This window comes from Pseudomonas sp. PDM01 (assembly GCF_014852325.1).
In the GTDB taxonomy this organism is placed as follows: Bacteria; Pseudomonadota; Gammaproteobacteria; order Pseudomonadales; family Pseudomonadaceae; genus Aquipseudomonas; species Aquipseudomonas migulae.
Map to the genome: position 1 here is coordinate 37,626 of NZ_JACVBK010000003.1, position 24,980 is coordinate 62,605.

Annotated in this window: 24 protein-coding genes; 10 read left to right on the forward strand and 14 right to left on the reverse strand. The window is 60.3% G+C overall.

Features of this window, described 5'->3' with window-relative positions; genetic code table 11:
* Positions 1–68: 68 nt before the first annotated feature.
* The 4 genes from IB246_RS08180 to IB246_RS08195 are packed head-to-tail and all read right to left on the reverse strand — an operon-like array spanning position 69 to position 2,359.
* Complete coding sequence (locus IB246_RS08180) at positions 69–626, reverse strand: DUF4136 domain-containing protein (protein ID WP_008031292.1); 558 nt, start codon at positions 624–626, stop codon at positions 69–71.
* 54 nt (positions 627–680) lie between these two features.
* A complete protein-coding gene (locus IB246_RS08185) occupies positions 681–1,295 on the reverse strand; it encodes a DUF4136 domain-containing protein (protein WP_008038742.1) in 615 nt (204 codons plus the stop codon).
* A gap of 12 nt (positions 1,296–1,307) precedes the next feature.
* Complete coding sequence (locus IB246_RS08190; protein ID WP_008038741.1) at positions 1,308–2,057, reverse strand: methyltransferase domain-containing protein; 750 nt, start codon at positions 2,055–2,057, stop codon at positions 1,308–1,310.
* Entirely contained in the window at positions 2,057–2,359 is a 303-nt protein-coding gene (locus IB246_RS08195) for a MazG-like family protein (protein WP_007951009.1), read from the reverse strand. Before IB246_RS08195 ends, IB246_RS08190 begins: the two co-directional genes overlap by 1 nt.
* 270 nt (positions 2,360–2,629) lie before the next feature.
* Here IB246_RS08195 and IB246_RS08200 point away from each other — a divergent pair, with 270 nt between their 5' ends.
* Both IB246_RS08200 and IB246_RS08205 read left to right on the forward strand, forming a co-directional pair.
* Positions 2,630–2,923 carry a hypothetical protein gene (locus tag IB246_RS08200; protein ID WP_008031285.1) on the forward strand — a complete coding sequence of 98 codons (294 nt, stop codon included), beginning with the start codon at positions 2,630–2,632 and terminating at the stop codon, positions 2,921–2,923.
* A gap of 161 nt (positions 2,924–3,084) precedes the next feature.
* Positions 3,085–4,434, forward strand: coding sequence for an MATE family efflux transporter (locus IB246_RS08205; RefSeq protein WP_008038740.1), 1,350 nt, complete (start codon positions 3,085–3,087; stop codon positions 4,432–4,434).
* Here IB246_RS08205 and IB246_RS08210 read toward each other — a convergent pair.
* The 10 genes from IB246_RS08210 to IB246_RS08255 form a co-directional block, all read right to left on the reverse strand.
* Positions 4,428–5,213 carry a DUF4123 domain-containing protein gene (locus tag IB246_RS08210; RefSeq protein ID WP_008038739.1) on the reverse strand — a complete coding sequence of 262 codons (786 nt, stop codon included), beginning with the start codon at positions 5,211–5,213 and terminating at the stop codon, positions 4,428–4,430. The two genes, IB246_RS08205 and IB246_RS08210, sit on opposite strands and share 7 nt — an antisense overlap.
* Positions 5,210–6,526 carry a contractile injection system protein, VgrG/Pvc8 family gene (locus IB246_RS08215; RefSeq protein WP_008038736.1) on the reverse strand — a complete coding sequence of 439 codons (1,317 nt, stop codon included), beginning with the start codon at positions 6,524–6,526 and terminating at the stop codon, positions 5,210–5,212. The genes IB246_RS08210 and IB246_RS08215 overlap by 4 nt, the downstream gene beginning before the upstream one ends.
* A gap of 233 nt (positions 6,527–6,759) precedes the next feature.
* A complete protein-coding gene (speA, locus tag IB246_RS08220; RefSeq protein WP_008031279.1) occupies positions 6,760–8,673 on the reverse strand; it encodes an arginine decarboxylase in 1,914 nt (637 codons plus the stop codon).
* A gap of 217 nt (positions 8,674–8,890) precedes the next feature.
* On the reverse strand, positions 8,891–9,262 hold the full coding sequence (locus IB246_RS08225) for a translation initiation factor Sui1 (RefSeq protein WP_008031278.1): 372 nt from the start codon (positions 9,260–9,262) through the stop codon (positions 8,891–8,893).
* 291 nt (positions 9,263–9,553) lie between these two features.
* Positions 9,554–10,111 carry an NUDIX hydrolase gene (locus tag IB246_RS08230; protein ID WP_008038735.1) on the reverse strand — a complete coding sequence of 186 codons (558 nt, stop codon included), beginning with the start codon at positions 10,109–10,111 and terminating at the stop codon, positions 9,554–9,556.
* A gap of 3 nt (positions 10,112–10,114) precedes the next feature.
* A complete protein-coding gene (locus tag IB246_RS08235) occupies positions 10,115–11,182 on the reverse strand; it encodes a DUF2333 family protein (RefSeq protein WP_008031276.1) in 1,068 nt (355 codons plus the stop codon).
* 153 nt (positions 11,183–11,335) lie between these two features.
* Complete coding sequence (locus IB246_RS08240) at positions 11,336–11,812, reverse strand: hypothetical protein (protein ID WP_008038734.1); 477 nt, start codon at positions 11,810–11,812, stop codon at positions 11,336–11,338.
* Positions 11,809–12,315 (reverse strand): Hcp family type VI secretion system effector, encoded by a 507-nt coding sequence (locus IB246_RS08245; RefSeq protein ID WP_008038733.1) that lies wholly within the window; start codon positions 12,313–12,315, stop codon positions 11,809–11,811. The genes IB246_RS08240 and IB246_RS08245 overlap by 4 nt, the downstream gene beginning before the upstream one ends.
* A gap of 54 nt (positions 12,316–12,369) precedes the next feature.
* On the reverse strand, positions 12,370–12,951 hold the full coding sequence (locus tag IB246_RS08250) for a hypothetical protein (protein WP_412548147.1): 582 nt from the start codon (positions 12,949–12,951) through the stop codon (positions 12,370–12,372).
* A gap of 44 nt (positions 12,952–12,995) precedes the next feature.
* Positions 12,996–14,147 (reverse strand): DUF2515 family protein, encoded by a 1,152-nt coding sequence (locus tag IB246_RS08255; RefSeq protein ID WP_008038731.1) that lies wholly within the window; start codon positions 14,145–14,147, stop codon positions 12,996–12,998.
* 315 nt (positions 14,148–14,462) lie between these two features.
* On the opposite strand from IB246_RS08255, the gene gcbA reads away from it, so the two are divergent.
* The 8 genes from gcbA (at position 14,463) to IB246_RS08295 (ending at position 24,939) form a co-directional block, all read left to right on the forward strand.
* Positions 14,463–16,133: a diguanylate cyclase GcbA gene (gene gcbA, locus IB246_RS08260; protein WP_008031270.1), complete on the forward strand. Its 1,671-nt coding sequence runs from the start codon at positions 14,463–14,465 to the stop codon at positions 16,131–16,133.
* A 955-nt stretch (positions 16,134–17,088) separates the two neighbouring features.
* Entirely contained in the window at positions 17,089–18,132 is a 1,044-nt protein-coding gene (locus tag IB246_RS29000; RefSeq protein ID WP_411737528.1) for a methyl-accepting chemotaxis protein, read from the forward strand.
* 173 nt (positions 18,133–18,305) lie between these two features.
* On the forward strand, positions 18,306–20,045 hold the full coding sequence (locus IB246_RS08270; protein ID WP_008038729.1) for a protein-disulfide reductase DsbD: 1,740 nt from the start codon (positions 18,306–18,308) through the stop codon (positions 20,043–20,045).
* Positions 20,046–20,176: 131 nt separating this feature from the next.
* On the forward strand, positions 20,177–20,632 hold the full coding sequence (gene aroQ / locus IB246_RS08275; RefSeq protein WP_008031265.1) for a type II 3-dehydroquinate dehydratase: 456 nt from the start codon (positions 20,177–20,179) through the stop codon (positions 20,630–20,632).
* Positions 20,633–20,656: 24 nt separating this feature from the next.
* A complete protein-coding gene (accB, locus tag IB246_RS08280; protein ID WP_008038728.1) occupies positions 20,657–21,121 on the forward strand; it encodes an acetyl-CoA carboxylase biotin carboxyl carrier protein in 465 nt (154 codons plus the stop codon).
* Between the two features lie 17 nt (positions 21,122–21,138).
* Entirely contained in the window at positions 21,139–22,497 is a 1,359-nt protein-coding gene (gene accC / locus IB246_RS08285; RefSeq protein ID WP_008038726.1) for an acetyl-CoA carboxylase biotin carboxylase subunit, read from the forward strand.
* A gap of 282 nt (positions 22,498–22,779) precedes the next feature.
* Positions 22,780–23,658 carry a 50S ribosomal protein L11 methyltransferase gene (prmA, locus tag IB246_RS08290; protein ID WP_008031261.1) on the forward strand — a complete coding sequence of 293 codons (879 nt, stop codon included), beginning with the start codon at positions 22,780–22,782 and terminating at the stop codon, positions 23,656–23,658.
* A 30-nt stretch (positions 23,659–23,688) separates the two neighbouring features.
* Entirely contained in the window at positions 23,689–24,939 is a 1,251-nt protein-coding gene (locus IB246_RS08295; protein ID WP_008038725.1) for a DUF3426 domain-containing protein, read from the forward strand.
* The last annotated feature ends 41 nt before the right edge of the window (positions 24,940–24,980 follow it).

The following is a 24,980-nucleotide window of genomic DNA, read 5'->3' on the forward strand; positions in this document are numbered from 1 at the left end:
GCGGGTCAACACTCAACATCTATGTTGAATTTGGCATCGCCATCGCCGGCAAGCCGGCTCCTACAGGTTTATTTGGGTGGGTAATTGGCGAGTATCCGCCCGACCGTCTCACGTATTGCTGTGCTGCGGTCCGACGGGTTCGGCGTGCGGCTGAGGATTTGTTCGTCACTGCCGCGCCACACCAGTTTGCCGTCCTTGCCGTCGAGCAGGTCGATCTGGATGATCGCCACTTTGTAGCTGATGTTGCGGGTTTCGTTGTACATCGGCCCGCCCCAGTAGCCATTCCACGGGTTACCCCAAGCGCCGCCGTAGTTGGTGGTCACTTGTTGCTGACGGTCTTCGACGATCAGGTAGGTTTGCACGCTCACATCACCCTTTTTGCCCGCAGCGGCAGGACGAAGGCCACGCTGGTCCAGCTGATCGGCCACCGATTGGCGGATGCGCTGTTCGGTCAGGTCGCTCTTGATCCGTGGGTCATCGGGGCGATATTGCAGGGCGGGGTCTTTCCAGCTCCAGCTGCGATAGGCGGCAAAATCGCGGCTGGCGTCGAAGTCATGATTGACCTGGTTGGCGGCGCAAGCTGTCAGGAGCGCGGCCACTGCCAGTAAAACGAGACGGCGGAACATGATGATTCTCCGATTGAAGACATGAACCTGTGAAACGCTTCTTTTTTACAGAAGCTAACTAGGAGGATACGCCGACATGGCCTTTTCCACAGCCTCCCGAATGGCATCGGCGCGTGCACTCTGGCTGCCTTTGTTGCTGGTTTCGGCGCTCGAACTCCAGACGGGTTGACCGCTTTGAGCATCGAACATGTCCACCTGTACCACCACGACCTGTTCCGAATAGGTGCGAACGATCGGCACCGTGTTGTACATGCCATAACCGCTGCCGTAGCGGTTGTAGCCGCCATACCCGCCGCCGTAGTAACCGTAGTCGTCCTGAACCTGCCGCAAGCGGGTTTCCAGATGCAGATTGGCGCTGACGAACAGGTCCGCCGGACGATTGTCGTGCAGCGGGCGCAAGCCGCGCTGATCGAGGGCGTTGCTCACGGCTTCGGCGACTTGCGCCGAGTCCGCCCACGCCGAACCCGGCGGCAGTTGCCCATTGAGCCAGGCCCAACTGCGGTAGCGGCCATAGTCACGCGGCGGGGCCGGATAGGCGCTGCGGTCGAACGTGTTGGCGGCCTCGGGCGGTGCCGGCGGCAAGGGGTTGGACGTCGCCACATAAGGGTTGCTGCCCTGGCAGGCAGCCAATCCCAGGCAGATCACCAATAACCCGGTACGACGTTTCATTTCGCGCTCCGATCAGACCGGCCGACAGATCCAGTGCAGGTAGCGTCCAAGCCCGGCAAAACTTGGGTGACGCCGGTGGGCCAGTTCCATTTCGAGCAAGTCCACCAGTTCGGCGCGGGCCTGAAACTCCACTGGCATGTAGTCGTGAAAAACCCGAACCCCGCTCTGGGTTTCGACCTGCCACAGACCTTCAAGTTGCACCGCCAATTCACGCGGATCAAGGGGTTGTTGCGGCGTCAGGCTTTGCTTTTCGCCGGCCATGTCGTTCTTGCGCATTTTGCGGAAGTGGCCCTTGAGCAGGTTGCGGTAGATCAGTGCATCGCGGTTGTAAAACGCCAGGGATAACCAGCCGTCCTGCTTCGTCAGTTGATGCAGCACCGGCAGAATCGCGTGAGGTTCGGCCAGCCATTCCAGTACGGCATGGCACAGCACCAGGTCGTAGGGTTCGGTGAGCTGACCGAGCAGGTCCTGCCACGGCGCCTGAATAAAAGTGGCCGTCTGGCCTGCATCGGCAAAGCGCTGGCGCGCCCCTTCAAGCATGGGTTCGGCAGGTTCGGCCAGTGTCACGTCATGCCCGCGCTGGGCCAGCCACAACGACATGTGGCCCAGGCCGGCGCCAATGTCGAGTACGCGCAAGGGGCGGTCCGGCAGGGTTTCCGCCAGGTCGGCCTGAAGCACCGCCAGACGGATCGCACCTTTGGCACCACCGTAAATCTTTTCGGCGAAGCGGGTCGCCAGTTGATCGAAATGACGGTCGCTCATCAGCTGAACCTCCGTTCACTGTCCGCGAGTTTGCTGCGCACCACTTCATTCATGTCCAACCCCAACTCGCTGCACAGCAGCAGTAGATAGAGCACGATGTCGCCGACTTCCTGCCCGGCATGGGCGAGTTTGTCCGCCGGCAACTGGCGCGACTGGTCTTCGGTCAGCCACTGGAAGATCTCCACCAGCTCGGACATTTCCACGCTCGCGGCCATGGCCAGGTTTTTCGGGCTGTGAAATTGCCGCCAGTCATTGCGGTCACGGATGGCGTGCAGGCGTTCGGTCAGTTCAACAAGGTTCATCGGGCTCTCCTGAAGGCGTATAGCTTCGGGGGGATGGCCGGGGATGGCAAGTGGCGTTAGCTCCTGTAGGAGCTGAGCTTGCTCGCGATGGCGGTGTAAATGGCGGCATTTATGTTGGATGTTCCACCGCTTTCGCGAGCAAGCTCTGCTCCTACAAGTGCATCAACGAAGCAGAATCTTGCGTCATACTCATACGATTGCCGTATCGGGGAACTCGGCGCTGCGATGACTGGCCCAAGGCTCAACCACTTACATCAGGACGTTAACGACATGCAGGTAGACAGTTTTTTCGAATGGCTCGGCCAGGCGCTCGGCTCGGTCATCCGTTTTATCGTTGACGCCCTAAGCGGCCTGTTCAATCAGTTGAGCAACGCCGGTAGCAACTTCGTCGAAGGGTTGTCCAGCGCGCTGGGCATGGACACGTCGATCATCAGCATCATCGCGCTGATCCTGGGGCTGATGCTGTTGTGGTCGGCGATCCGGGCGTTCATGAATGCATCGATCATCATGGGGATCATCTGGTTGCTGCTGGGATTGTGGTTGCTTAGCTGGATAATTCATTAACAACTCAGTTCCCTGTGGGAGCGAGCCTGCTCGCGAAGGCGGTGTGTCAGGCGATAAAAATGTTTACTGACCCGCCGCATTCGCGAGCAGGCTCGCTCCCACAATGGATCGGCGCAGATGCCGGATGTATCGCTACAATGCCCGCTCCCCAAGGAGCCTGCATGTCCAACCTGATTGCCGACTGGCGCGACCGCCCGACCCATCGCCGGGTCTGGGCGCTCGCCGCGCCCATGATTCTTTCGAACATTTCCGTGCCGCTGGTGGCGCTGGTCGACAGTACGGTGATCGGTCACTTGCCCCACGCCCATCAGTTGGGCGCAGTCGCGGTCGGGGCCAGTCTGTACACGTTTCTCGCCTGGGCCATGGGCTTTCTGCGCATGGGTTCCACCGGGTTTGCCGCCCAGGCCGCCGGACGCGGGGATGGCGCGGCGTTGCGGCAGATCCTGTTGCAAGGCCTGTTGCTGGCCATGGGACTGGCCATTGCCTTGGGTGCGCTGGGCATTCCGTTGAGCGGTGTCGCGCTGCACTTCATGCAACCTTCGGCGGAACTGGATCAACTGACCCGCGAATTCTTCCACACGCGATTGTTCGGTCTGCCTGCGGCGCTGGCCAGTTACGCGTTGGTCGGCTGGTTCCTCGGCACGCAAAACGCCCGGGCGCCGCTGGCGATTTTACTGAGCACCAACCTGGTCAACATTGCACTGAACCTGTGGTTCGTCCTCGGCCTGGAATGGGGCGTGGTCGGTGCGGCCCGGGCCTCGGTGATCGCCGAATGGACCGGCGCGCTGATCGGCCTGCTGATGACCCGCAAGGCACTGCGCGCCTACCCCGGTCACATCGTCTGGGCCGCGTTGGCGCTGTGGCAGAGTTGGCGACCACTCCTGGCCGTGAACCGCGACATCTTCATCCGCAGCCTGTTGCTGCAATCGGTGTTTTTCCTGATCACCGTACAAGGTGCGCGGCTGGGTGACGCCACGGTCGCCGCCAACGCTTTGCTGCTCAATGGTTTGCTGCTGACGGCCCACGCGCTCGACGGGTTGGCCCATGCCGTGGAAGCGCTGTGCGGGCACGCAATTGGCGCCCGCGACCGGGACGCCCTGCGCCGTTCATTGGTCGTCGCTTGCGGATGGTCGTTGTTGGCGAGCCTGGGGTTTGCCGTGCTGTTCCTGTTTGCCGGGCACTTGTTCATCGAGATGCAGACCGACATTCAGAACGTACGCGACACGGCGTTCATCTACCTGCCCTACCTCGCCGCGCTGCCGTTGATCGCGGTCTGGAGCTATTTGCTCGACGGGCTGTTCATCGGCGCAACCCGCGCCCGGGAAATGCGCAACGGCATGCTGCTGACCGTGATCCTGCTGCTGCCATTTGCCTGGGCGCTGCAAGGTTTGGGCAACCACGGGCTGTGGATAACTTTCCTGTTGTTCATGGTGTTGCGCAGCGCGACCCTCGGCACAATCGCCTGGGTGCTGCGCAACAACGATGGCTGGTTCGCGGGTCGGGTTCATTGAGGCTGATTGTTCTGCCAGCATTTGCGCAGGCTATCGAGGCGCTCCTGCTGCGTGAGCCCCGACAACGGCTGCACCAGCGAAGCTCGGGGGTTCTGCAGGCGCAGCCATAACCAGCCATCGAGTACCGGCCGCTCGCTGAAACCCAGCGCCAGCCCTTCCTGCACATGGGACCACAGGCTGCTGAAATCGGCCCCGATGGATTGGCTCCAGTGCCAGGCATGCTGCTCCAGCAGGCAGGTTTGCAGGGTTTCGCGCTGACGTGAACTGAGGCTTTCTTCGACCGCCAGCGGGCTGACGGCGAGCCCCGGGTTGAGCAACTGTTGCCAGCCCTCGCTGCCGATCGCGTGATCGGCCCAGGTCCCGCCGAACCAGTGCAACTGGCTGATCGGGCCCAGCCAACGACTCAGTTCCCGGGCATCACAGGCATCGAAAAAGTAACTGGCGGTGTTCGGGTTGTAATAACTCAACAAGGCCCGATGGTGCAGCCCGCAAGAGACGATGAGCATGCGGCGCAAATGCTCCAGCAACTGCGATGACGACACCTCGCTGACGATCAGCAAGCCACGCCAGACCTGCGTTTGGCTGTAGCACAACTCGGCCAGTGCCGGGCACGTTCGAAGGTCGATGAGTACCGGGCCGTCTTCGCGCAGTGCCTGCAGTTCGGTGCCCTCGAACAACCAGAACCACTGGGCCTGCGCGAACACCTGATGCAGTGTTGCGCTCGCTTGAGCTGCACTCGGGACATCCAGCAACAGCCATTGCGGGGTTGCGCCAATCATGCCGCACCGCTCTGGCCAAACAGCGTCGCCGCCCGGCAGGTGCAAAGCGCCTGCGGGCAGTGACTGAAGCTGCCGCCGCCGGGCAACAGGCACAACACCACCAAGGGCTCGCCCGAGCGCAGGAGTTCCAGCAAGCCGTCATGGGGTGATCCGTCCTCAGTCGGGCTGGGCTCCTCAACCTCTTCGAGCGACGACGGCGCGTGAAGAAACCCGCAAATCAGCGGCTGATCCGGATCGCCCTCGATAAAGCTCACCACCACTTCGGTCCCTTCGCTCAGCGGCGAGGCGGTCGGCCCTTCCAGCTCAGCCGCCAACGGCAGCCAACAATGACTGGGCGTCGCGCCTTCACCCTGATAGAGCCAGTCAAACTGCACAGCAATCGGTCTGGAAGGATCGGGCCGTGGCTCATCCACGTCGACCACCCAGGCTCGTTGCAGGCTGTGCATCCGTGGTTTCACCGCGCAATGCGGCGAGACGAAAGGCAACTCCCAGTGAATCGCACGGATCTGGTTGCTGTACGGGGCCAATGGATCCTGACTGCCCTGATGGTCGACATGGGTCAGCAACCACAGATGATTCCAATCGGCGACCGGATGGCCAGACAAGGGCATCAACTGACCGCTGCGCAGCGTCGGCAGGTCCGTGCAGCCTTCGGCACTTTGCGCGGTGCGTTGCTCTGCCTGAAGCTGAAACCGGCGCACTGCAGGAGAAGCTTGCCCGACCGCGAACACCGCGTTTTCGCCGAGACGAAAATGCCCGTGGCCGTCACCGAACACCACGCAATGCCCATCGCTCTGATGCTCGAAATGGTAGTGAAGGCGTTCCTGGGCACACAGACGCTGGAGAAACTGCAGATCCGATTCCCGATACTGCGTGCAGAAATCACGGGGCGGGTAATCGCCAGTCAATTCGAAGCGTCGGTCCTTACCGGTAATGCCGTGTTCCTTGAGCACCTGGCTGAGGATCTCGGGCACCGACAACGTACTGAAAATCCGCTGGCTGAAACGCTGGGACAGGCACGTCAGCTTCGGCCCCAGACGCACGTGGCAAAGCCTGACGCTCGGGCCATGGTCACGCTGGACCAGTTCATGCAGTTGGCCATGGAAAGCGCTGCCCTCTGGCCCGAAATGCAAAACGGCCGGACGGTACAGCAGGCTCGCGAGGTCCAGCTTCGGGTCATTGATCAGCAGATCCACATCGAACACAAAGGGCTCGCTGATCGCTTCTCTACCGGTAAAGGCCAGGACTTCGAAAGGGTCGGGCAGACCGGCTACATCCAGACGAAATGAAGGTTCGTTGACTGGATCGAACATCGGCGATTCTCTACAGGAGGGGCGGCCGGGGATTCTCGCCGAGAGACATGGCCGAGTAGAGTGCCGAAGTACAACTTAGGAAATGGCCTACGCGAAAAGAAGACCATATGGCTTTGATAGCCGGGAGTGTGGGACGTTTCGCTTGAAAACAGAGAACCGCCGCACCAGGTCATCTGAAATTTCCGCAGCGCGCGGAACATTTTCAGACAACCTGGCGAGAACGGCGACTTACCTCAGGAAGACAGGTAAGACGAACGGGTCAGACCCAGACGCAGGGCGTCGAGGAACTGGGTGCGCTCGGCCGCGCTGATGCGCGCACTGGCGCACTTGTCGCGGTAGTGGGTCATCAGCTCTTCCGGCGACAAATGCACGTAACGCAGCATGTCTTCGATGGTGTCGTGGGTTTCGATACCCGCGTGGTACACGCTGCCGTCGGCATTCTGGTAGATGTTCACCGAGTCGGTGTCACCGAACAGGTTGTGCATGTCGCCAAGAATTTCCTGGTAAGCGCCGACCAGGAAGATCCCCAGCAGGTAGTCTTCACCCTCATTCAGAGCGTGCACGGGCAGGCTGGTCTCGATGCTCTGCTCGTCGACGTATTGCTTGATCTTGCCGTCGGAGTCGCAGGTCAGGTCTTGCAGCACCGCGCGGCGCAGCGGCTCTTCGTCGAGACGGTGCAGTGGCAGGATCGGCAGGACCTGGCCGATGGCCCAGGTATCCGGCAGGCTCTGGAATACCGAGAAGTTGCAGATGTACTTGTCGGCCAGCTTGTCGTTGAGTTCGTCGAGCACCTGACGGTGCGAACGCTGACGCGCCTTCAACGAGTTGTGCAGGCGACGGCACACGGCAAAGTAGCATTGCTCGGCCAGGGCTTTTTGCGCCAGGGTCAGCTTGCCGTCGGCGTACTGGGTGGCCACGTCGCTCATGTAGTGAGTGGCGCGCCAGTAGGTTTCGGTGACCATTTCGATGTCGGTCGGGCCGAGCAGGTCAACCAGCCACTGCACGGTTTCCGGCAGCTCTTCCTTGTTGTCGATCTTCGGCACGTCGTCGTTGTGTTTTTCAACGTCGGTGACTTGCACCACCAGCATGGCGTGGTGGGCGGTCAGGGAACGGCCGCTTTCGGAGAAAATGTTCGGGTGCGGCAGGCTCTGCGCGTCGCAGAACTCCTTGAGCATCCCGACCACGACACCGGCGTAATCGTCCATGTCGTAGTTGATCGAACTGGCGTTACGCGAGTGCGTGCCGTCGTAGTCGACGCCCAGACCACCACCGACGTCGATGTGGTCAACCGGCAGGCCGAGGTTGCGCAGTTCGCCGTAGTAACGAATCGCTTCCTTGAAACCGTGCTGGTAGTCCGCCAGGTTGGCGATCTGCGAGCCCATGTGGAAGTGCAGCAGACGAATGCCCTGGTCCAGACCCGCCGCGCGGAAACGCTCGACCACCGACAGCAGTTGCGCCGCCGACAGACCGAACTTGGATTTCTCGCCACCGGTGTCCGCCCACTTGCTCGAAGCCAGGGACGACAGGCGCACGCGCAAGCCGACCTGCGGCTTGACCTTCAGCGAGGCGGCTTCTTCGATCACCAGGCCGACTTCGGATTCTTTCTCGATCACGATGAACACGTTGTGGCCAAGCTTCTGGCCCATCAGCGCCAGTCGAATGAACTCGCGGTCCTTGTAACCGTTGCACACGATGGTGCCGCCCTTCGGCGCCAGTGCCAGCACGGCCAGCAGCTCAGGCTTGGAGCCAGCTTCCAGGCCGATGGACACGTTCTGCGTGGCGATGATGTTTTCGATCACCGCTTCTTGCTGGTTAACCTTGATCGGGTACAGCGCGGTGTACTTGCTCTGGTATTCCAGGCGCTCGATGTTGGCATCGAAGGCGCCGGTCAGCTGACGCACGCGGTCTTGCAGAATGTCCGGGAAACGCACCAGCAGAGGCAAGGACAAGCCACTTTTACGCAGCTGGTCGACTTGCTCGAACAGGTCGATAGGCGAACTGGCCGGACCGTTCGGACGAACTTCGACGCGACCGGCGTCATTGATCGCGAAATACCCGGCCCCCCAATGGCGAATCCCGTAAACACTGCGGCTGTCCGCAACTGTCCATTGGCTGCCATCGTCTTTGCGTGTGCGTCGTACGGACATTGAAGTCCCCTATAAAGAAGTCATAGAGCGTCGCCTGGGTTCAGGCCGGCGCAGTCTAAAGGATGAAAATGACGGTTCGTCAACGAGGGGATAGACCTCGCTGACCGCAGTGAGTTTAGAAACCGGTCAGAACAGGCTCTGTGAAAACCATGTAGGCGACGCCAGGCCAGAAGAAGTCAGGACCGGGTCAAGCCGAGGGTGGTTTTCACAGAGGCTGCTAGCCGCCGGACTTCTTTGCCTTGAAACCGAGTTTGATCAGCTCGCCCAACAACAGCTCGACATGATCGCCCTGGATCTCAATGATTCCGTCTTTCAACGCCCCACCGGTGCCACAGCGTTTCTTCAACGTGGTGGCCAGGTCCTTGAGCGCGTCTTCAGCCAACGGCACGCCGGTGATGGTGGTCACCGTCTTGCCGCCACGGCCCTTGCTTTCGCGACGCACGCGAGCGATGCCGTCGCCGGCCGGGATAACGGTCTGTTTGCAGATACAGGCGTCCACCGGCTTACTGCAATCCGGGCAATGACGACCTGCGTCGGTGGAAAATACCAGGCCACCAAGGGCGGCGAAGGATGCGGCTTTTTTGGCCACCGGCAATCCTCTTGGGAGGACAAAGACTGGTCGCGGCAACCTGGGCAGGTGCCATCGACCGCGAAGCCCCACTCAGGCAGGGGCAGCGCTACTGAACCGAAACAACCCTGTAGGAGCGAAGCTTGCTCGCGAAGAACGCAAGGACGATGCGTACAATCTGGATGCACGCGTTATCGTTAACGTCCATCGCGAGCAAGCTTCGCTCCTACAAAGAGCAATACGGTTCAGCTTGAAAAGGTCGCGCAGTGTAACGGCAAAAAGCCGACTTGCTAAGAGCCAATCGGCGCCAATTTATGCCTCTTTTGCGACGTCCCCGCCACGAGCCCGGAGATAGCGCTTCAACGCGGCCAGAGAGTCCGGGCAGTAAGGCTTTTCGTCGATTTCCCGAAGCACTTCATCGATTGGCAAAAAGCGCGCTTCGAGCACCTCTTCCAGTTGCAGGGTCAACGGCCCGTCCCACACCGCCGAAAACGCCGAACACCACAAACGATTGCCGGTGTCTTCGAAGAAAAAATGGTCATGGGCGGTCAGTTCCACGCCGCTCACGCCCAACTCTTCTTCAAGCTCGCGGGCGGCCGATTCGGCGTAGGTTTCGCTGGCGAGCACCATGCCCCCCGCCGCCACGTCCCAGTAACCCGGATAAATCGCTTTGCTCAGGGTGCGCCGGTGAACGCAGAGTTCGCCAACCGAATTGAACAGCATGATGTAGGTGCCGCGCCCAATCAGCCCGCGCTCGCGCAGGTCCGAGCGGACCAGTGCGCCGAGCAGGTTGTCCTGCTCGTCGACCCAGGCGATCTGTTCGGCATCCGAGGCCGCGCGATGGGCGGCCTCTCTGGCGTTATCGACCATGACTCAGCCCTGATTGAGCAGTTGACGCAAATCGATCACTGCGGCGTTGGCCCGGGAAATGTAATTGGCCATGACCAGCGAGTGGTTGGCCAGTACGCCGAAGCCGCTACCGTTGAGAATCATCGGGCTCCAGACCGGTTCCTGCGACGCTTCCAGTTCACGAATGATCTGGCGCACGCTGACGGTCGCGTTCTTCTTCGCCAGCACATCGGCGAAGTCGACTTCGATGGCACGCAGCAAGTGGGACAAGGCCCAGGCCTGACCGCGAGCTTCATAGAACACGTTGTCGATCTGCATCCACGGGGTTTCGACGATTTCCTCGTCAACCTGTGGCACCTGACCCGGCGCGACCACTTCGGTCTTCAGCGCGGTGTTCAGTTTGACCCGGCCAACGCTGGCCGACAGGCGTTGCGACAGCGAACCCAAACGGGTGCCCACATCGCCCAGCCAGTTGTTCAGGTTGTCGGCGCGAGCATAAAACAGCGCGTTTTTCTGCAAAGGGTCGGACAGACGCGCCTGATAGCGGCTCAGGGAATTGATGCCTTCCTGATACTCGGACTCGCTGGAGGGCAGCACCCAGCTTTTATTGTCGAAGTTGAAACGCGGCTCGGCTTTCGCCAGATCGGCGTCTTCGGCCGATTGCGACTGCGAACGGGCGAAGTCTTTGCGCAGCGCCCGCGTCAGATCGCGGACCTGGACCAGCACGCCATATTCCCAGCTCGGCGTGTTGTCCATCCACAGGCCCGGCGGGAAACGGTCGTTGGAGATGTAGCCGCCCGGTTTGGTCAGCAAGGTATCGGCGACGGTCTTGAGTGTTTCGACCGTGGTGTAGCCGATGACCATTTGCTTGCCTTCTTTCTCGGCCGCCACTTGAGCATTCTGTTGTACCGGGAACAGCGCCGGCTCCTGGCTCCAGTACCAGCCAAGCACAAAGGCCACAATCAGATAGAGGCCGATCAGCGTGGCCAGCGCCCGACTGAACAAAAGGCCACCGATGTAACTGCGGGTAGCCGATTTCGGTTCAGCGGCACGTTCAGGCGCGCTGCCCGCGCGGTTCTTCCAGTCCAGCATGGCGATATCCTTTCAATCACTTGAGTTCATCGGTTCGACCACAACCATACAACAACGTGCCTTTGCCCGGCACCCGTCGTCGGGTTATCCGCAGAAATTAGCGTCAGGTCTGTGACAACCGAGCGCCGATGAATTCTAGTCGCCCTGCCAGGGTTAAACGCCAGCGACCTTCATTGAAATTTGCTGGACTTCAGCCGAAATAAAAAGATGCGCAATGCCCTTGCCGTCGGTCCTGCGTGGCGCCGTGTTCCCATCCACCGTCGCGATGTAGTGATGAAGCGCCAGCGGCTCACCCGTTACGCTGTCTACGAGGCGAAAGATCCTTGGCGATCTTGTGGGCTGGACGGGCGGATTTTGCATCAGCTCCATTATCTTTGGATCAAACGCCCGCTCCGGCATTATCCAGTCAGCGTAATCGGCTTCAGGCCCGACCAGCCACCATTCTCCCCGCTCGATCGGGTCGAGCACCTCGCTCTCGATATCGATCAACAGGCCGGCACGCAACTCGTCCATTCCATCGATAAGCTGCCGATCTTGCAGCGCCTGGCGCACAAGCTCCAGCGCTTGCTCACTGGGCCAGGCATGTTGACGCTCCCATTCGGACAGATCGAGCTCGTTGACCAACCTCATCCCGACACCTCAGTGCTCCACTCATCGGAACCCATGGTTCGACTGACTTCATGCCGCCAGTAGATGCGCCGGTAACTGAAATGGACTTTCTCCACTTGAGTGAGGTGAGCGGTACCGGGATCCTGGCAATGCGGCATGAGCACTTCAGCGCCGATGATCACCGCGTCTTCCAGTTCCATCGTATAAAAGTGTTCCTGGATTCCCTGAGCCGAGGTGCGATACCACTCGACGCGGCATATTTTTAGCAATTCTCCAGAACATAAAGCGTTGTTGATCAGCGGTGTCGCTTTGTCGATGGCCTTGGTGACGATCAAGGGCTTGTGCATCCGACGACCTGCGCCCGACCCTTTCGGTACGAAGATACCGTGGCTCAGGGCCTGGATCATGATTTGGTCCTCACGCCCCTTTTGATAGATGTTGCCCACCGACGCCTCGGTGAATGCACCTTCGCTGATCAGGCCTTGGTGTTCGCCGTCGAGGGTCATGAAGGCGGGAGTTGGCATGGTGGGGCTCCTTTTTTATTTGGGGTACGGCAACGATGAAACAGCTGTGACCTCTCAATGAGATCCCGTCTGATCAAATAACCAGGGTTCATCAATACTGAGGATGATCGAGTAACGCTCGTCGGTCGGACGACGAGGACGATTAACAGGCTCCAGTTCGAGCATCAGTTGATACCTGTCGCCAGCCAGCCAGAGCGACATGGCATGTCGAGTCTTGTTGCGAAACCAAGCTCGCCATTCGGGAGTGTCGGCAATGGCAGGATCATCAAGCACTTGCGCAGCCACCCAACCTTTTTTGTGCAATTGACCATGCAAGCCCAGAACGACTTCTAGTGCATCATCTAGAGACAGCGGCTCCGTCTGAGGAGACAGGCGAACGCTTTTCACCCTCTCATTTCGAGTCCTAATGGTGAAGTCCCGCGCCAGCGGCGTTAAAAACCCATATTCAGGATCATTGAAATGTAGGCGTACGCCCGACTTGGATTGGTTGGACCAGACGTTACCCGGTGGTTCAGGTCCAATCGCGGCTCTTGAACGCAGGCGCATGTGCTCCCAAGGCTCATTGATAACCAGGGACACTTCGAAATCGTCCAACATTGCTTCAATCGCCCAGCGCACGAATGCCACCGTCAACACAGTCAGCAATACGAAACGCCATCCATCAAGCCATCTCCGGAGATTCATGGCGGTGCGCCGCCGGCGGCAATTTCCCGGATCGATTGCTCTATCTTGGAACGGTTGTCATTGCCTAGAAGCTCATCGAAACGATTGGCAGCCCGAAGTACAAAAGTCATACGCTGCTCAACATCGGCAAGGTTAGCCAGCGGGCTGTTGCCAAAACCAATGGTGCGTTCATCCTGCAATGGCTCACATTGGTTGGCCAGCGTCAGCTCGATGGCCTGGGCCACGCCTGAGGGAAAGCCCGTGACGAAAGAAGCATGATTACTCCGCAGTAATGCCACGAGTTGCCGATCCTCATAGATAGTCGGCTGCAAGATATTTCGCTGCTCATGATCGGCCAAATGCTTAACGCTTAAGGCCACCGCCCCTGCGTCAATTGCTTCAAACGCTTGAAAAACTTCGTCATAGAGCAATCCGAACTTGAGCTTTTCCTGCCCTACCGGCCAGATCACAGGAAATCTCGGATGCCCATATATCTCCGACCGTGCCTTCAGGCACCTCTTCAGCTCTTTCAATCCACGTTTAATATAAAAAGCATGTAGTGGAAAAATGTCTAGAAACAGCGTGGTATTTCCCAGCGCCATCATGTTGCGCACATGCCCAAATTGCTCCTGTACCAGTGATAGGTCCTCCCCCGAAAAGCGTACGTCCACCGAGGGAACAGGATTACGTGCAACGGCCTCTCTATAGTCACGCAATGCGTCGGCCTGCTCGGGCATCCGCGCCGGAGTCAACACACCGTACTCACGACGACTGCCTCTCAATCGCTGCCTGGCCTCATTCTCATCACGGATGAGTTCGACACTGTCCGCCGCATGGAGCAGTCCGCAGCCAACCTGCTTGGAGGCAAACGCCGCCAGCCCGGCCCACTGAAACCTGGAATCGTGCAACCAGAGTCGAGCGTACGCAGCGTTGATAACGCGGTTGCGCTCAACAGGGTCGGCAATCAATACCCCTCCAGGTGCGACGATGTCCTCCGCCTCCCGCTGATAGTGCCGCCATAGGCCCGCGCACGTCAGAATCGGGACGTCGGTAACAAACGTCTTGCTCCCATAAAGCAGTTCCTCTTTGCATTCACAATCAGCAACGGGCGTGCTGTTTTGATTCAGGCGCTGCTCGTCGCTGGGATGTTCTTTGAAACACTGGGTCATAATGGGCCGATGGCATCTAAGGGTTTCCCTGACACCCTACCAGCCGAAAATCCGGTTCAAGTCTGCCGGCGAAAAATCAGAACTCCCTGACAAGTAACGCTCGCCGGGATGACAGACGATTCGCGAAAACAGACAGGAGAGGCCCTGATCATGGGTAATGTCAGATCACCGACACACATTTTCAGACCCGCCAGTCAGAAACTGAATGACGTCGCATTGCAGATTATTGACATACGACACTCATGCGACTGAAAAGAGGTGCTAGCATAGAGCCACCAGTCGATCTCAGCATGCACCCTAACTAGTAGTCAGGATATGACCGAGCCAGAAGACCCCAGCCGTGAGCGCCTCAAGCACCACTTTGCCCAGCGGGTAATTCATCAGGCACGTCAAATTCTTGAGATCTGGCAGCGCCTGCAACGCAGTGAGTGGTCCACCACCGACTTATCGGAACTGAGTGAAGCCAACCTGCGCCTGCTGCGTTTCGCCGAGCGCTTCGAACAACCGGAACACACGCAACTGGCACGCCACATCGGCCAGTCGCTGGAGGCTGTCGACGCCAATCGCGGACGCCTCAGCAGCGGCCTGATCACTGACCTCAATCGCTTGATGCAGCGCCTGTCGCGTACCGGCCTGCGCCATGGCGATCAGCTCGAACAAACCTTCCTGCCGCCGTTGCGCAAGCCGATCTACGTGATGCTGCAGGATCACGACCGTGCCGAGCGACTGGCCAAACAACTGGAATTTTTCGGCCTCAGCGCCCAGTCCCTCGACAGCGTGTCGGCGTTTCGCTCCTCGATGGTCGAGCGTTTGCCTGCCGCGATTGTCATGGACGTGGACTTCAGCGGCCCCGGCGTCGGCCTGAAACTGGCCGCCGAAGCCCAGGTCGGTCTGGATGAACCGTTGCCGCTGCTGTTTTTCAGCCTGCTCGAAACCGACACCCCGACCCGCCTCGCCGCCGTGCGTGCCGGTGGCCAGGAATTTCTCACCGGCACCCTCGAAGCCTCGAGCCTGCTGGAGAAAATCGAAGTCCTGACCTGCGTCGCGCAGTACGAACCTTATAAAGTGCTGATCATCGACGATTCCCGCGCACAGGCCTTGCACACCGAGCGCCTGCTCAACAGCGCCGGGATCGTCACGCGCACCTTGATCGAGCCGATCCAGGCCATGGCCGAACTGGCGGATTTCCAGCCCGACCTGATCATTCTCGACATGTACATGCCGGCCTGCACCGGTACGGAACTGGCCAAAGTGATCCGCCACAATGACCGCTATGTCAGCGTGCCGATCATTTACCTGTCGGCCGAAGACGACCTGGACAAGCAGCTCGACGCCATGAGCGAGGGCGGCGACGACTTCCTGACCAAACCGATCAAGCCCCGGCACCTGATCACCACCGTGCGCAACCGCGCGGCGCGGGCGCGCAATCTGAAAGCGCGGATGGTCCGCGACAGCCTCACCGGGCTGTACAACCACACGCACATTCTGCAATTGCTCGAAGACTGCAGCTTCCGCGCCCGCCGCGAGAGCAAGCCGCTGAGCTTCGCGATGCTCGACATCGACCACTTCAAACGGGTCAACGACAGCCACGGGCACCCCATGGGCGACCGTGTGATCAAGAGCCTGGCGCTGTTTCTCAAGCAACGATTGCGCAAGACCGATTTCATCGGCCGCTACGGCGGCGAAGAGTTTGCCATCGTCATGCCGGACACCGATATCGAAGCGGCCTGTAAAGTCCTCGACGAAATCCGTCAGCGCTTCGCCGAAATCCATTACCCCGCTCAGCCCCAGGACCTCTGGTGCACGTTCAGCGCCGGGGTGGTCGAGCTGTGCGAAGACTCCGACGGCCTGATGATGGCCAGTCAGGCGGACGAGGCGCTGTACCGTGCCAAGCATGCCGGACGCAACCGTGTACAAGCCGCACGGACGTCAAAGCAAAGTGCCACTTTTTCATCGGAATCGACCCATTCAGTCATAACCCTGTAACAGAAACGCAATAACTTCAGGCACTTACCATTTCGCCGTTGGTAGTCCCTTGATGCGCCTGAAGCTGCTGACCAATCTCAACACCCTCCTTTTAGTCGCCGTGTGCGTGGCCCTCGGCGCCACGCTTTGGTGGTCGCAAAAAGCCCTGGAGCGCCCCTATCTATTGATGGAGCGCTACCTCGGGTTGTCCCAGCAATTCCAGAATGAAGTGGCGCGCAACATCGAGGACTACCTGGCCAGCGGCGATGCGCTGCGCCTGAGCAGCGCCAGCCAAGCCATCGACGGCCTGCAAAAGGAACTCGCCGAGTTACCGCCGACGTTGGCCGACAGCTTGCGCCCGAGCCTGTCGAACCTGGATGAATTCAGCAAAACCGACCTGTTGGCCGCAGGCAAACTTGCGGGCGATCCTCAGGCGTTGTTGCTGCAAGCCGAACGCGAACTCGGCGCCAGCCTCGACCAGTTGAGTCAATACGCCAGCAGCAACGCGAACTATCTGACGCCATTGCTCGCAGCCTCCCAACACCTGGGCAAACTCTCTTTGGCGCGGGACAAACTGGTCAGCAGCGGTCGCAGCGAACTGGCCGCCGATGTCGAGCGCGAAGTCACCAACATCCGCACGCAAGCCGAGCTTCTGAACGCCTTGCCGCTCTTGGGCGTGACCAGTAAAAGTGAATCGGGCACCGACGATTTCGCTGCAATGATGGGCCTGGAGAACACCGAAAAAACCGTTGCGGAAGATGCCGGCGTCGGCCTCAAGCGCGAGCTCAACGGCCTGCTCACGCGCTATCCCGCAGAGCTGGCGCGCACCCGCGAGCAGATCCAGAAACGCGCCGACCTCAGCGCCGCGACTCACCAGAAAATCGCTGCCGTGCAACAGTCCATCGCCGGGCTGGAACCGGTGGTCCGTGCCCAGCACGGGCAGATCCAGAGCGAAGTGCGGCTGATGCAAGGGGTGATGATCGGCCTGATTCTGCTGATCGCATTACTCATCGATACCCTGCAGCGGCGCTTGGCCCGGACGCTGACCAACCTCGCGCCGGCACTCTCGACCTGGGCCGAAGGCGACTTCAGCCGCGACATCGAATTGGGCAAGACCAATCGCGAACTGCATGACATCCAGGCCTCGCTCAATCGACTGCGCGCCTACCTCGTCGATCTGGTCGGAACCATTCGCCTCAACGCCGAGCAGGTTGCCGGCAGCAGCCGCACCCTGGCCGAGTTGAGCAATGATTTGCACAGCGGCGCCGAACATCAGGCGGGTGACACCGCGCTGATCCGCGACTCCCTCGGCGAGCTGGAAGCGACCATTCAACAAGTCGCCGGCGATGCCAGCCAGGCTGCCGACGCCAGCCGCCATGCTGGATTGGCGGTGGAACATGGACAGAAAGTCATCGGTTTGAGCCTCACCGGGCTGCATGCGCTGGTGGGCGAAGTACAAAGCAATGCACAGATGATCGAACACCTGGCCGAGGAGTCCGCCACCATCGGCGGCGTGCTGACGGTGATCCGCTCGATTGCCGACCAGACCAACCTGCTGGCCCTGAACGCCGCCATCGAAGCGGCCCGCGCCGGGGAAATGGGACGCGGGTTTGCCGTTGTGGCGGAAGAGGTTCGGTCATTGGCGCAGCGCACCGCAGGCGCTACGGCGGAGATCCAGAACTTGATCGCCGGGCTGCAGACAGCGGCCCGAGAGTCGGTGGAAGGCATGCGCGCGCAGGTTGAACACGCGGAGGCGACGGCCAACCAGGCCCAGGCGGCCGATGGCGCGCTGGATAAAATCGTCGGGGCGATCCAGACGATTTCCGACACCGCCGTACGCATCGCCGATGTCACGGCTCAGCAGAGCGGAGCCGTCAGCGAAATCCGCGATCACAGTGAGCGGATTCACCAATTGGGCGGGGATAACTTGCTGCGTATCGGTGAGGGGCGTGAGCAAGGCGAGCATTTGTTGGTATTGGGCGGGCGGTTGCATACGGCCGTTCAGGCATTCCGCGTCTGACAGACCGCCACATACCTGTAGGAGCGAGGCTTGCCCGCGAACCAAACGACACGGTTTATCAGGCGAACCGTGTCATCGTTCTTCGCGGGCAAGCCTCGCTCCTACAGGACCCATAAAAGCAATCCAATCGACTGTCCGCTATCATGCCCCCAATTCCGATACGCGAGATCGTCATGCGCCGTTTGCTCTGCCTGCTGCTTTTAGTGCTCGCCCTGCCGGCCACCGCCGCCGGTTTGCTGGAGAGTCGACCCAGTTCCACACTGGGCTCGACCAACAACAGCGCCGACTTCCTGCCGGTGCGCGAAGCCTTTCAACTGAGCCTGATAGACAGCACGCCACAATCGATCAAGCTGCGTTTCGTCGCCACCGAGGGTTATTACCTCTACCGCCATCGCTTTCAGTTTCGCGCCGACCCTGCCGAGATCGTAGTCGGCCCGGCACAGCTGCCCAAAGGCGAGCAGAAACACGATGAATACTTCGGCGACGTCGAGGTTTACCACGGGATTCTCGATGTAGAACTGCCGCGCAGCGATCAACGCGCCTTCACGCTGGCGGTGACCTATCAAGGGTGTGCCGACAAAGGCCTGTGCTATCCGCCCGAGACCGAACGCCTGAGTATCGACGGCAGTGGCGGCACAACCACGAGCTGGAGCTGGCGGGAACTGGCATTGTTCTTCCTTGCGGGCCTTGGCCTGACCTTCACCCCTTGCGTGCTGCCGATGCTGCCGATCCTCTCCGGCGTGGTGTTGCGCGGCCAGGTGGGTGGCTTGCGCGGCTTCAACCTTTCGCTCGCTTACGTGCTGCCGATGGCCGCCTGCTTCGCCCTGCTCGGTGCGTTGATGGGGATGTTCGGCGCACAGCTCAACCTTCAGGCGCGGCTGCAATCGGCGTGGGTACTGGTGCCGTTCGCAATGTTTTTTGCGCTGTTTGCCCTGGCGATGTTCGGTGTCTTCGAACTCAAGTTGCCGCACGCGATCAGCAGTCGGCTGGACCGCATCGCCGGGCGCACCGAAGGCGGTTCGTTGTGGGGCGCAGCGGTGCTGGGCGTGGTTTCCAGTCTGTTGGTTTCACCCTGCGTCTCGGCACCGCTGGCCGGCGCGCTGCTGTACATCAGCGCCAGTGGCGATGCGTTGGGTGGCGGCTTGAAACTGTTCATGCTCGGCCTCGGCATGGGTGCACCGCTGTTGCTGGTGGCCACCGGCGGCGCCGCTTGGCTGCCGAAAAGCGGACCATGGCTGGTCTACGTGAAAAACGCGATTGGCGTGTTGTTGCTGGGTCTGGCGATCGGCCTGCTCAGTCGCGTGCTGCCGGGGCAGATCACTTTGTTGCTGATCGGCTTGCTGGCCGGCGGTGTCGGCTTGTTCATGGGCGCGCTGGAGTTCGTCTATAAACCTCCGCGAAAACGCCTGGGCCAGTTACTCGGGATGTTCCTGCTGTTTTATGCACTGGCCTGTTGGTATGGCGCCTTCAGTGGCCAGACCGATCCGTTCAACCCGATCGGCCAGCCGCGTGTCGTCAACAGCAACGAGCAGTCACAAAACACCAGCGACTGGCAAACCGTCACGACTCCAGCCGAACTCGATCGCGTCCTCGCCGAAGCCAAATCCTCCGGCACCCCGCTGCTGCTCGACTGGTACGCCGACTGGTGCATCAGCTGCAAAGTCATCGAACACAAAGTGCTTAACGACGCGCAGGTCGTCGAACGCCTCAAGGGTTATCGGCTGATTCGCTTCGACATCACCGCCAGCAACGCCGAGCAACGCGCCCTCCTCGACCGCTACACACTATTCGGCCCACCGGCGCTGATGTTTTTCGGCAAGGACGGTGTCGAACGCGCCGATGTACGAGTGATCGGCGAAATCAGCGCCACGGACTTCGCCGAACGTGTATCGAAAGCAAATGACCGGATTTAATCACCCGGTCACATATTTCGCGCAAACATCGGCCATCGTGCTGGCTATTGCATAGAACTGGACAGTCACAAAGGCTTTGCGGCATAGTCGCCGGGTTCTGACAAATGCACACGGATAACGAGGAACAGCAGATGGCGACCCTATTGGTTCTGCACGGCCCCAACCTGAACATGCTCGGCACCCGTGAACCGGGCACCTATGGCGCTACGACACTGGCGCAGATCAATCAGGACCTGGAACGCCGCGCTCGTGAAGCCGGCCATCATTTGCTGCACCTGCAAAGCAACGCCGAGTACGAATTGATCGACCGCATCCACGCTGCCCGCAGCGAAGGTGTGGACTTCATTCTGATCAATCCAGCAGCTTTTACACACACAAGTGTCGCATTACGTGACGCGCTGCTGGCGGTGAGCATCCCATTCATCGAAGTGCATTTGTCTAACGTGCACAAACGCGAACCTTTCCGCCATCACTCTTACTTCTCCGACGTAGCGGTGGGAGTGATCTGCGGCCTTGGCGCCAGCGGTTATCGACTGGCCCTGGAGGCTGCACTAGAGCAGCTTGAACAACAAGCTATACGCCCCTGACCGACCCTTGGGAGTTGATGATTCATGGATATCCGTAAAGTTAAGAAACTGATCGAACTGCTGGAAGAGTCCGGCATCGACGAGCTCGAGATCAAGGAAGGCGAAGAGTCCGTTCGCATCAGCCGCCATAGCAAAACCCCGGCTCAGCAATACTACGCTCCGGCGCCAATGCACGCTCCGGCTCCAGCGCCTGCCGCTGCTGCCCCGGTTGCCGCCGCTGCCGCTCCTGCTGCACCGTCCGCCCCTGCCCTGAACGGCGCCGTTGCCCGTTCGCCAATGGTCGGCACCTTCTATCGCAAATCTTCGCCAAGCTCGCCGTCCTTCGTTGAAGTCGGCCAGACCGTGAAGAAAGGCGACACCCTGTGCATCGTCGAAGCCATGAAGATGATGAACCACATCGAAGCTGAAACCAGCGGTGTGATCGAATCCATCCTCGTCGAAGACGGCCAGCCGGTTGAGTACGACCAACCGCTGTTCACCATCGTTTGAACCGCGGAGAAACTTTGATGACTGCGAAGTTGGAAAAAGTTCTGATCGCCAACCGCGGTGAGATCGCACTGCGGATTCTGCGTGCCTGCAAAGAGATGGGCATCAAGACCGTCGCCGTTTACTCCAAGGCCGACAAAGAGCTGATGCACCTGGGCCTGGCAGACGAATCCGTCTGCATCGGTCCGGCCTCGGCCGCCCACTCTTACCTGCACATCCCGGCAATCATCGCCGCGGCTGAAGTGACCGGCGCCACCGCCATTCACCCAGGCTACGGTTTCCTTGCGGAAAACGCTGATTTCGCTGAGCAGGTCGAGAACTCCGGCTTCGCTTTCATTGGTCCGAAAGCCGAGACCATTCGCCTGATGGGCGACAAGGTATCGGCCAAGCACGCGATGATCGCTGCTGGCGTTCCAACCGTTCCGGGCTCTGACGGCCCGCTGCCGGAAGACGAAGAAACCGCTCTGCGCATCGGTCGCGAAGTCGGTTACCCGGTGATCATCAAAGCCGCTGGCGGCGGTGGTGGTCGCGGCATGCGCGTTGTGCATAGCGAAGAAGACCTGATCTCTTCGGCGAAACTGACCCGCTCCGAAGCAGGCGCGGCGTTCGGCAACCCGATGGTCTATCTGGAAAAATTCCTGACCAACCCACGTCACGTGGAAGTCCAGGTACTTTCCGACGGCCAGGGCCACGCCATTCATCTGGGCGACCGCGATTGCTCGCTGCAACGTCGTCACCAGAAGGTTCTCGAAGAAGCGCCGGCACCGGGCATCGACGAGAAAGCACGCCAGGAAGTCCTCGCTCGCTGCGTCAAGGCGTGCATCGACATCGGCTACCGCGGCGCCGGCACCTTTGAGTTCCTTTACGAAAACGGTCACTTCTACTTCATCGAGATGAACACTCGTGTCCAGGTAGAGCACCCGGTTTCGGAAATGGTCACCGGTATCGACATCGTCAAGGAGATGCTCAGCATCGCCGCCGGCAACAAGCTGTCGTTCACCCAGGATGACGTGGTCATCCGCGGTCACGCGCTGGAATGCCGGATCAACGCCGAAGACCCGAAAACCTTCATGCCAAGCCCAGGCACGGTCAAGCATTTCCACGCTCCAGGCGGCAACGGCGTTCGCGTCGATTCGCACCTGTACAGCGGCTATGCCGTTCCGCCGAACTACGATTCGTTGATCGGCAAGCTGATCACCTACGGCGCAACCCGTGACGAAGCCATGGCGCGCATGCGCAATGCGCTGGACGAAATCGTTGTCGACGGGATCAAGACCAACATCCCGCTGCACCGCGACCTGACCCGCGATGAAGGCTTCTGCAAAGGTGGTGTGAACATTCACTACCTGGAACACAAGCTGGCTGGCGAAAAGCACTAAGCTTTTAGCCTGATCAACAAAGCCGCCTTCGGGCGGCTTTGTTGTTTCTGAAGGTTTCATCCAATGCTGGGCAGCACGTAATACCTGTGGGAGCGAGCCTGCTCGCGATGGCGGCGCCCCAAACAACATTCATGTAGCTGACACACCGCTATCGCGAGCAGGCTCACTCCCACAGTGAACTGCAGGGGCAAGCCACTCCCACAAACCCTTCGCGCTCGCGTAAACTTGCGCGCTTCTCGCAGCCCGCTAGGCTGCAATCAATATTTTTCAAAGGTGCCCGCCATGCCTTGGCTGCAAGTCCGTCTCGCCATCAGCCCAGAACAAGCCGAAACCTACGAAGACGCTTTCCTTGAAGTGGGCGCCGTGTCGGTGACTTTCATGGACGCCGAAGACCAGCCGATCTTCGAACCGGAACTCAACACCACCCCGCTGTGGTCGCACACTCACCTGCTGGCCCTGTTCGAAGGCGGCACCGAAGCCGCTTCGGTCCTGGCGCATCTGGAGCTGCTGACCGGCAGCCCGCTGCCCGAGCATCACAGCGAAGTCATCGAAGACCAGGACTGGGAACGCAGCTGGATGGACGATTTCCAGCCAATGCGCTTCGGCCAACGCCTGTGGATCGTGCCGAGCTGGCACGCCGCGCCTGAACCCGACGCCGTGAACATTCTGCTGGACCCGGGCCTCGCGTTCGGCACCGGCACGCACCCGACCACCGCGCTGTGCCTGGAATGGCTCGACGGTCAGGACCTGAAAGACTGCAACGTGCTGGACTTCGGTTGCGGCTCGGGGATCCTGGCGATTGCCGCCCTGCTGCTCGGCGCCAAGGAAGCCGTCGGCACTGACATCGACGTGCAGGCGCTGGAAGCCTCGCGCGACAACGCCGGTCGCAACAACATCGCCGATGCGCTCTTCCCGCTGTATCTGCCGGAAGATCTGCCACAGGTTAAGGCCGACGTGCTGGTGGCCAACATCCTCGCCGGCCCGCTGGTCTCCCTCGCACCGCAACTGTCGAGCCTGGTCAAGCCGGGTGGTCGCCTGGCGCTGTCGGGCATCCTCGCCGAGCAAGGTGATGAAGTAGCCGCCGCCTACGCGCAGGACTTCGATCTGGACCCGATCGCCAATCGCGATGGCTGGGTGCGCATCACTGGCCGTCGGCGCTAGAATGAGCGCCTGCATAATCCGGATCGCCGCATGACCGACAGCTTCGTCACCCAGTGCCCGCATTGCCAAACCAGCTTCCGCGTCAGCCATGCTCAGTTGAGCGTGGCCCGTGGAGTGGTTCGTTGCGGCTCGTGCCTGCAGGTGTTCAACGCCGCCAAGCAACTGCTTGAGCAGGCAGGCAAGGAAGTGATCCCCCCGGCGGCTCCGGCCATCGTCGAGACAGCCGAGCCAGAACCTCGGGCCATCAGCCAGAAGCAGTGGACTGCCGCCGAACTGGACCTGGACAGCCTGGACCTGGATGAAGAACTCGCTCGACTGGAACAGCGGGAAATCCAGCCGACCACCGAATTCGGTCGCCACCGCGAAGATAGCCTGAGCGCCCGCCGCGATAGCGCCGCGCACGACGAAGAGCCGTGGTCCGACAGCCTGTTCAGCGAATCCGCTGCCGATCGCGCCGAAGCGGCGCAAGCGACAGAAGCTGCCGAAGTCCCCCTCACGCCGGAGCCGGCGATCGAGCCGAGCAAACCTTCGCGCACCGAACCCTCGCTGTCCCTGGAACCCGTGGAGCTGGACGACGAGACTCTGCCGCCGCAACTGCGCCTGAACGATCCACTCGACGCCCCGCTCCATCACGAACGCCTGTCAGCCACCGACGCCAGTGACGATATCGACGATGACCTGCCTTCGATCGAGCCGCTGCGCAAACGCCGTGAACGCAGCGAACCGGGCGTACGCGCCGAGGTGCTGCAAGACCTGACCGATGACCCGTTGCAACTTGACTGGCAAAAACGCCGCTCGCCCTGGGGCCGACGGTTTTTCTGGTTGCTGCTGATCCTGCTCGGCGCTGGCGCACTCGCGGGTCAATACATCGCTTACCATTTTGATGAACTGGCTCGTCAGGATCAGTACCGTCCGTGGTTCCAGCAGTTCTGCCCGCAAATCGGCTGCACCGTGCCGTCGAAAGTCGACATCGCGAAAATCAAGAGCAGCAACCTGGTGGTGCGCAGCCATCCGGAATTCAATGGCGCGCTGGTGGTCGACGCGATCATCTACAACCGCGCGCCCTTCTCCCAGCCGTTCCCGTTGCTGGAGCTGCGCTTTGCCGACCTCAACGGTCACCTGATCGCCAGCCGCCGCTTCAAGCCTGGCGAGTACCTCAACGGCGATCTCGAAGGCATGGCGGAAATGCCGCCGCAAACGCCGATCCACATCGCCCTGGACATCCTCGACCCAGGCGCCAAAGCCGTGAACTACAGCCTGAGCTTTCACTCACCCGAGTGAAACGCTTCAGTGTTACGGGTTTGACGGCACATTTCTGGCAG

Excerpts from the sequence above, each read along its gene's own strand:
- IB246_RS08180 (WP_008031292.1), bottom strand. The coding sequence starts at position 626 with ATGTTCCGCCGTCTCGTTTTACTGGCAGTGGCCGCGCTCCTGACAGCT.
- IB246_RS08185 (WP_008038742.1), bottom strand. The coding sequence starts at position 1,295 with ATGAAACGTCGTACCGGGTTATTGGTGATCTGCCTGGGATTGGCTGCC.
- IB246_RS08190 (WP_008038741.1), bottom strand. The coding sequence starts at position 2,057 with ATGAGCGACCGTCATTTCGATCAACTGGCGACCCGCTTCGCCGAAAAG.
- IB246_RS08195 (WP_007951009.1), bottom strand. The coding sequence starts at position 2,359 with ATGAACCTTGTTGAACTGACCGAACGCCTGCACGCCATCCGTGACCGC.
- IB246_RS08200 (WP_008031285.1), top strand. The coding sequence starts at position 2,630 with ATGCAGGTAGACAGTTTTTTCGAATGGCTCGGCCAGGCGCTCGGCTCG.
- IB246_RS08205 (WP_008038740.1), top strand. The coding sequence starts at position 3,085 with ATGTCCAACCTGATTGCCGACTGGCGCGACCGCCCGACCCATCGCCGG.
- IB246_RS08210 (WP_008038739.1), bottom strand. The coding sequence starts at position 5,213 with ATGATTGGCGCAACCCCGCAATGGCTGTTGCTGGATGTCCCGAGTGCA.
- IB246_RS08215 (WP_008038736.1), bottom strand. The coding sequence starts at position 6,526 with ATGTTCGATCCAGTCAACGAACCTTCATTTCGTCTGGATGTAGCCGGT.
- speA (WP_008031279.1), bottom strand. The coding sequence starts at position 8,673 with ATGTCCGTACGACGCACACGCAAAGACGATGGCAGCCAATGGACAGTT.
- IB246_RS08230 (WP_008038735.1), bottom strand. The coding sequence starts at position 10,111 with ATGGTCGATAACGCCAGAGAGGCCGCCCATCGCGCGGCCTCGGATGCC.
- IB246_RS08235 (WP_008031276.1), bottom strand. The coding sequence starts at position 11,182 with ATGCTGGACTGGAAGAACCGCGCGGGCAGCGCGCCTGAACGTGCCGCT.
- IB246_RS08240 (WP_008038734.1), bottom strand. The coding sequence starts at position 11,812 with ATGAGGTTGGTCAACGAGCTCGATCTGTCCGAATGGGAGCGTCAACAT.
- IB246_RS08245 (WP_008038733.1), bottom strand. The coding sequence starts at position 12,315 with ATGCCAACTCCCGCCTTCATGACCCTCGACGGCGAACACCAAGGCCTG.
- IB246_RS08255 (WP_008038731.1), bottom strand. The coding sequence starts at position 14,147 with ATGACCCAGTGTTTCAAAGAACATCCCAGCGACGAGCAGCGCCTGAAT.
- gcbA (WP_008031270.1), top strand. The coding sequence starts at position 14,463 with ATGACCGAGCCAGAAGACCCCAGCCGTGAGCGCCTCAAGCACCACTTT.
- IB246_RS29000 (WP_411737528.1), top strand. The coding sequence starts at position 17,089 with ATGATCGGCCTGATTCTGCTGATCGCATTACTCATCGATACCCTGCAG.
- IB246_RS08270 (WP_008038729.1), top strand. The coding sequence starts at position 18,306 with ATGCGCCGTTTGCTCTGCCTGCTGCTTTTAGTGCTCGCCCTGCCGGCC.
- aroQ (WP_008031265.1), top strand. The coding sequence starts at position 20,177 with ATGGCGACCCTATTGGTTCTGCACGGCCCCAACCTGAACATGCTCGGC.
- accB (WP_008038728.1), top strand. The coding sequence starts at position 20,657 with ATGGATATCCGTAAAGTTAAGAAACTGATCGAACTGCTGGAAGAGTCC.
- accC (WP_008038726.1), top strand. The coding sequence starts at position 21,139 with ATGACTGCGAAGTTGGAAAAAGTTCTGATCGCCAACCGCGGTGAGATC.
- prmA (WP_008031261.1), top strand. The coding sequence starts at position 22,780 with ATGCCTTGGCTGCAAGTCCGTCTCGCCATCAGCCCAGAACAAGCCGAA.
- IB246_RS08295 (WP_008038725.1), top strand. The coding sequence starts at position 23,689 with ATGACCGACAGCTTCGTCACCCAGTGCCCGCATTGCCAAACCAGCTTC.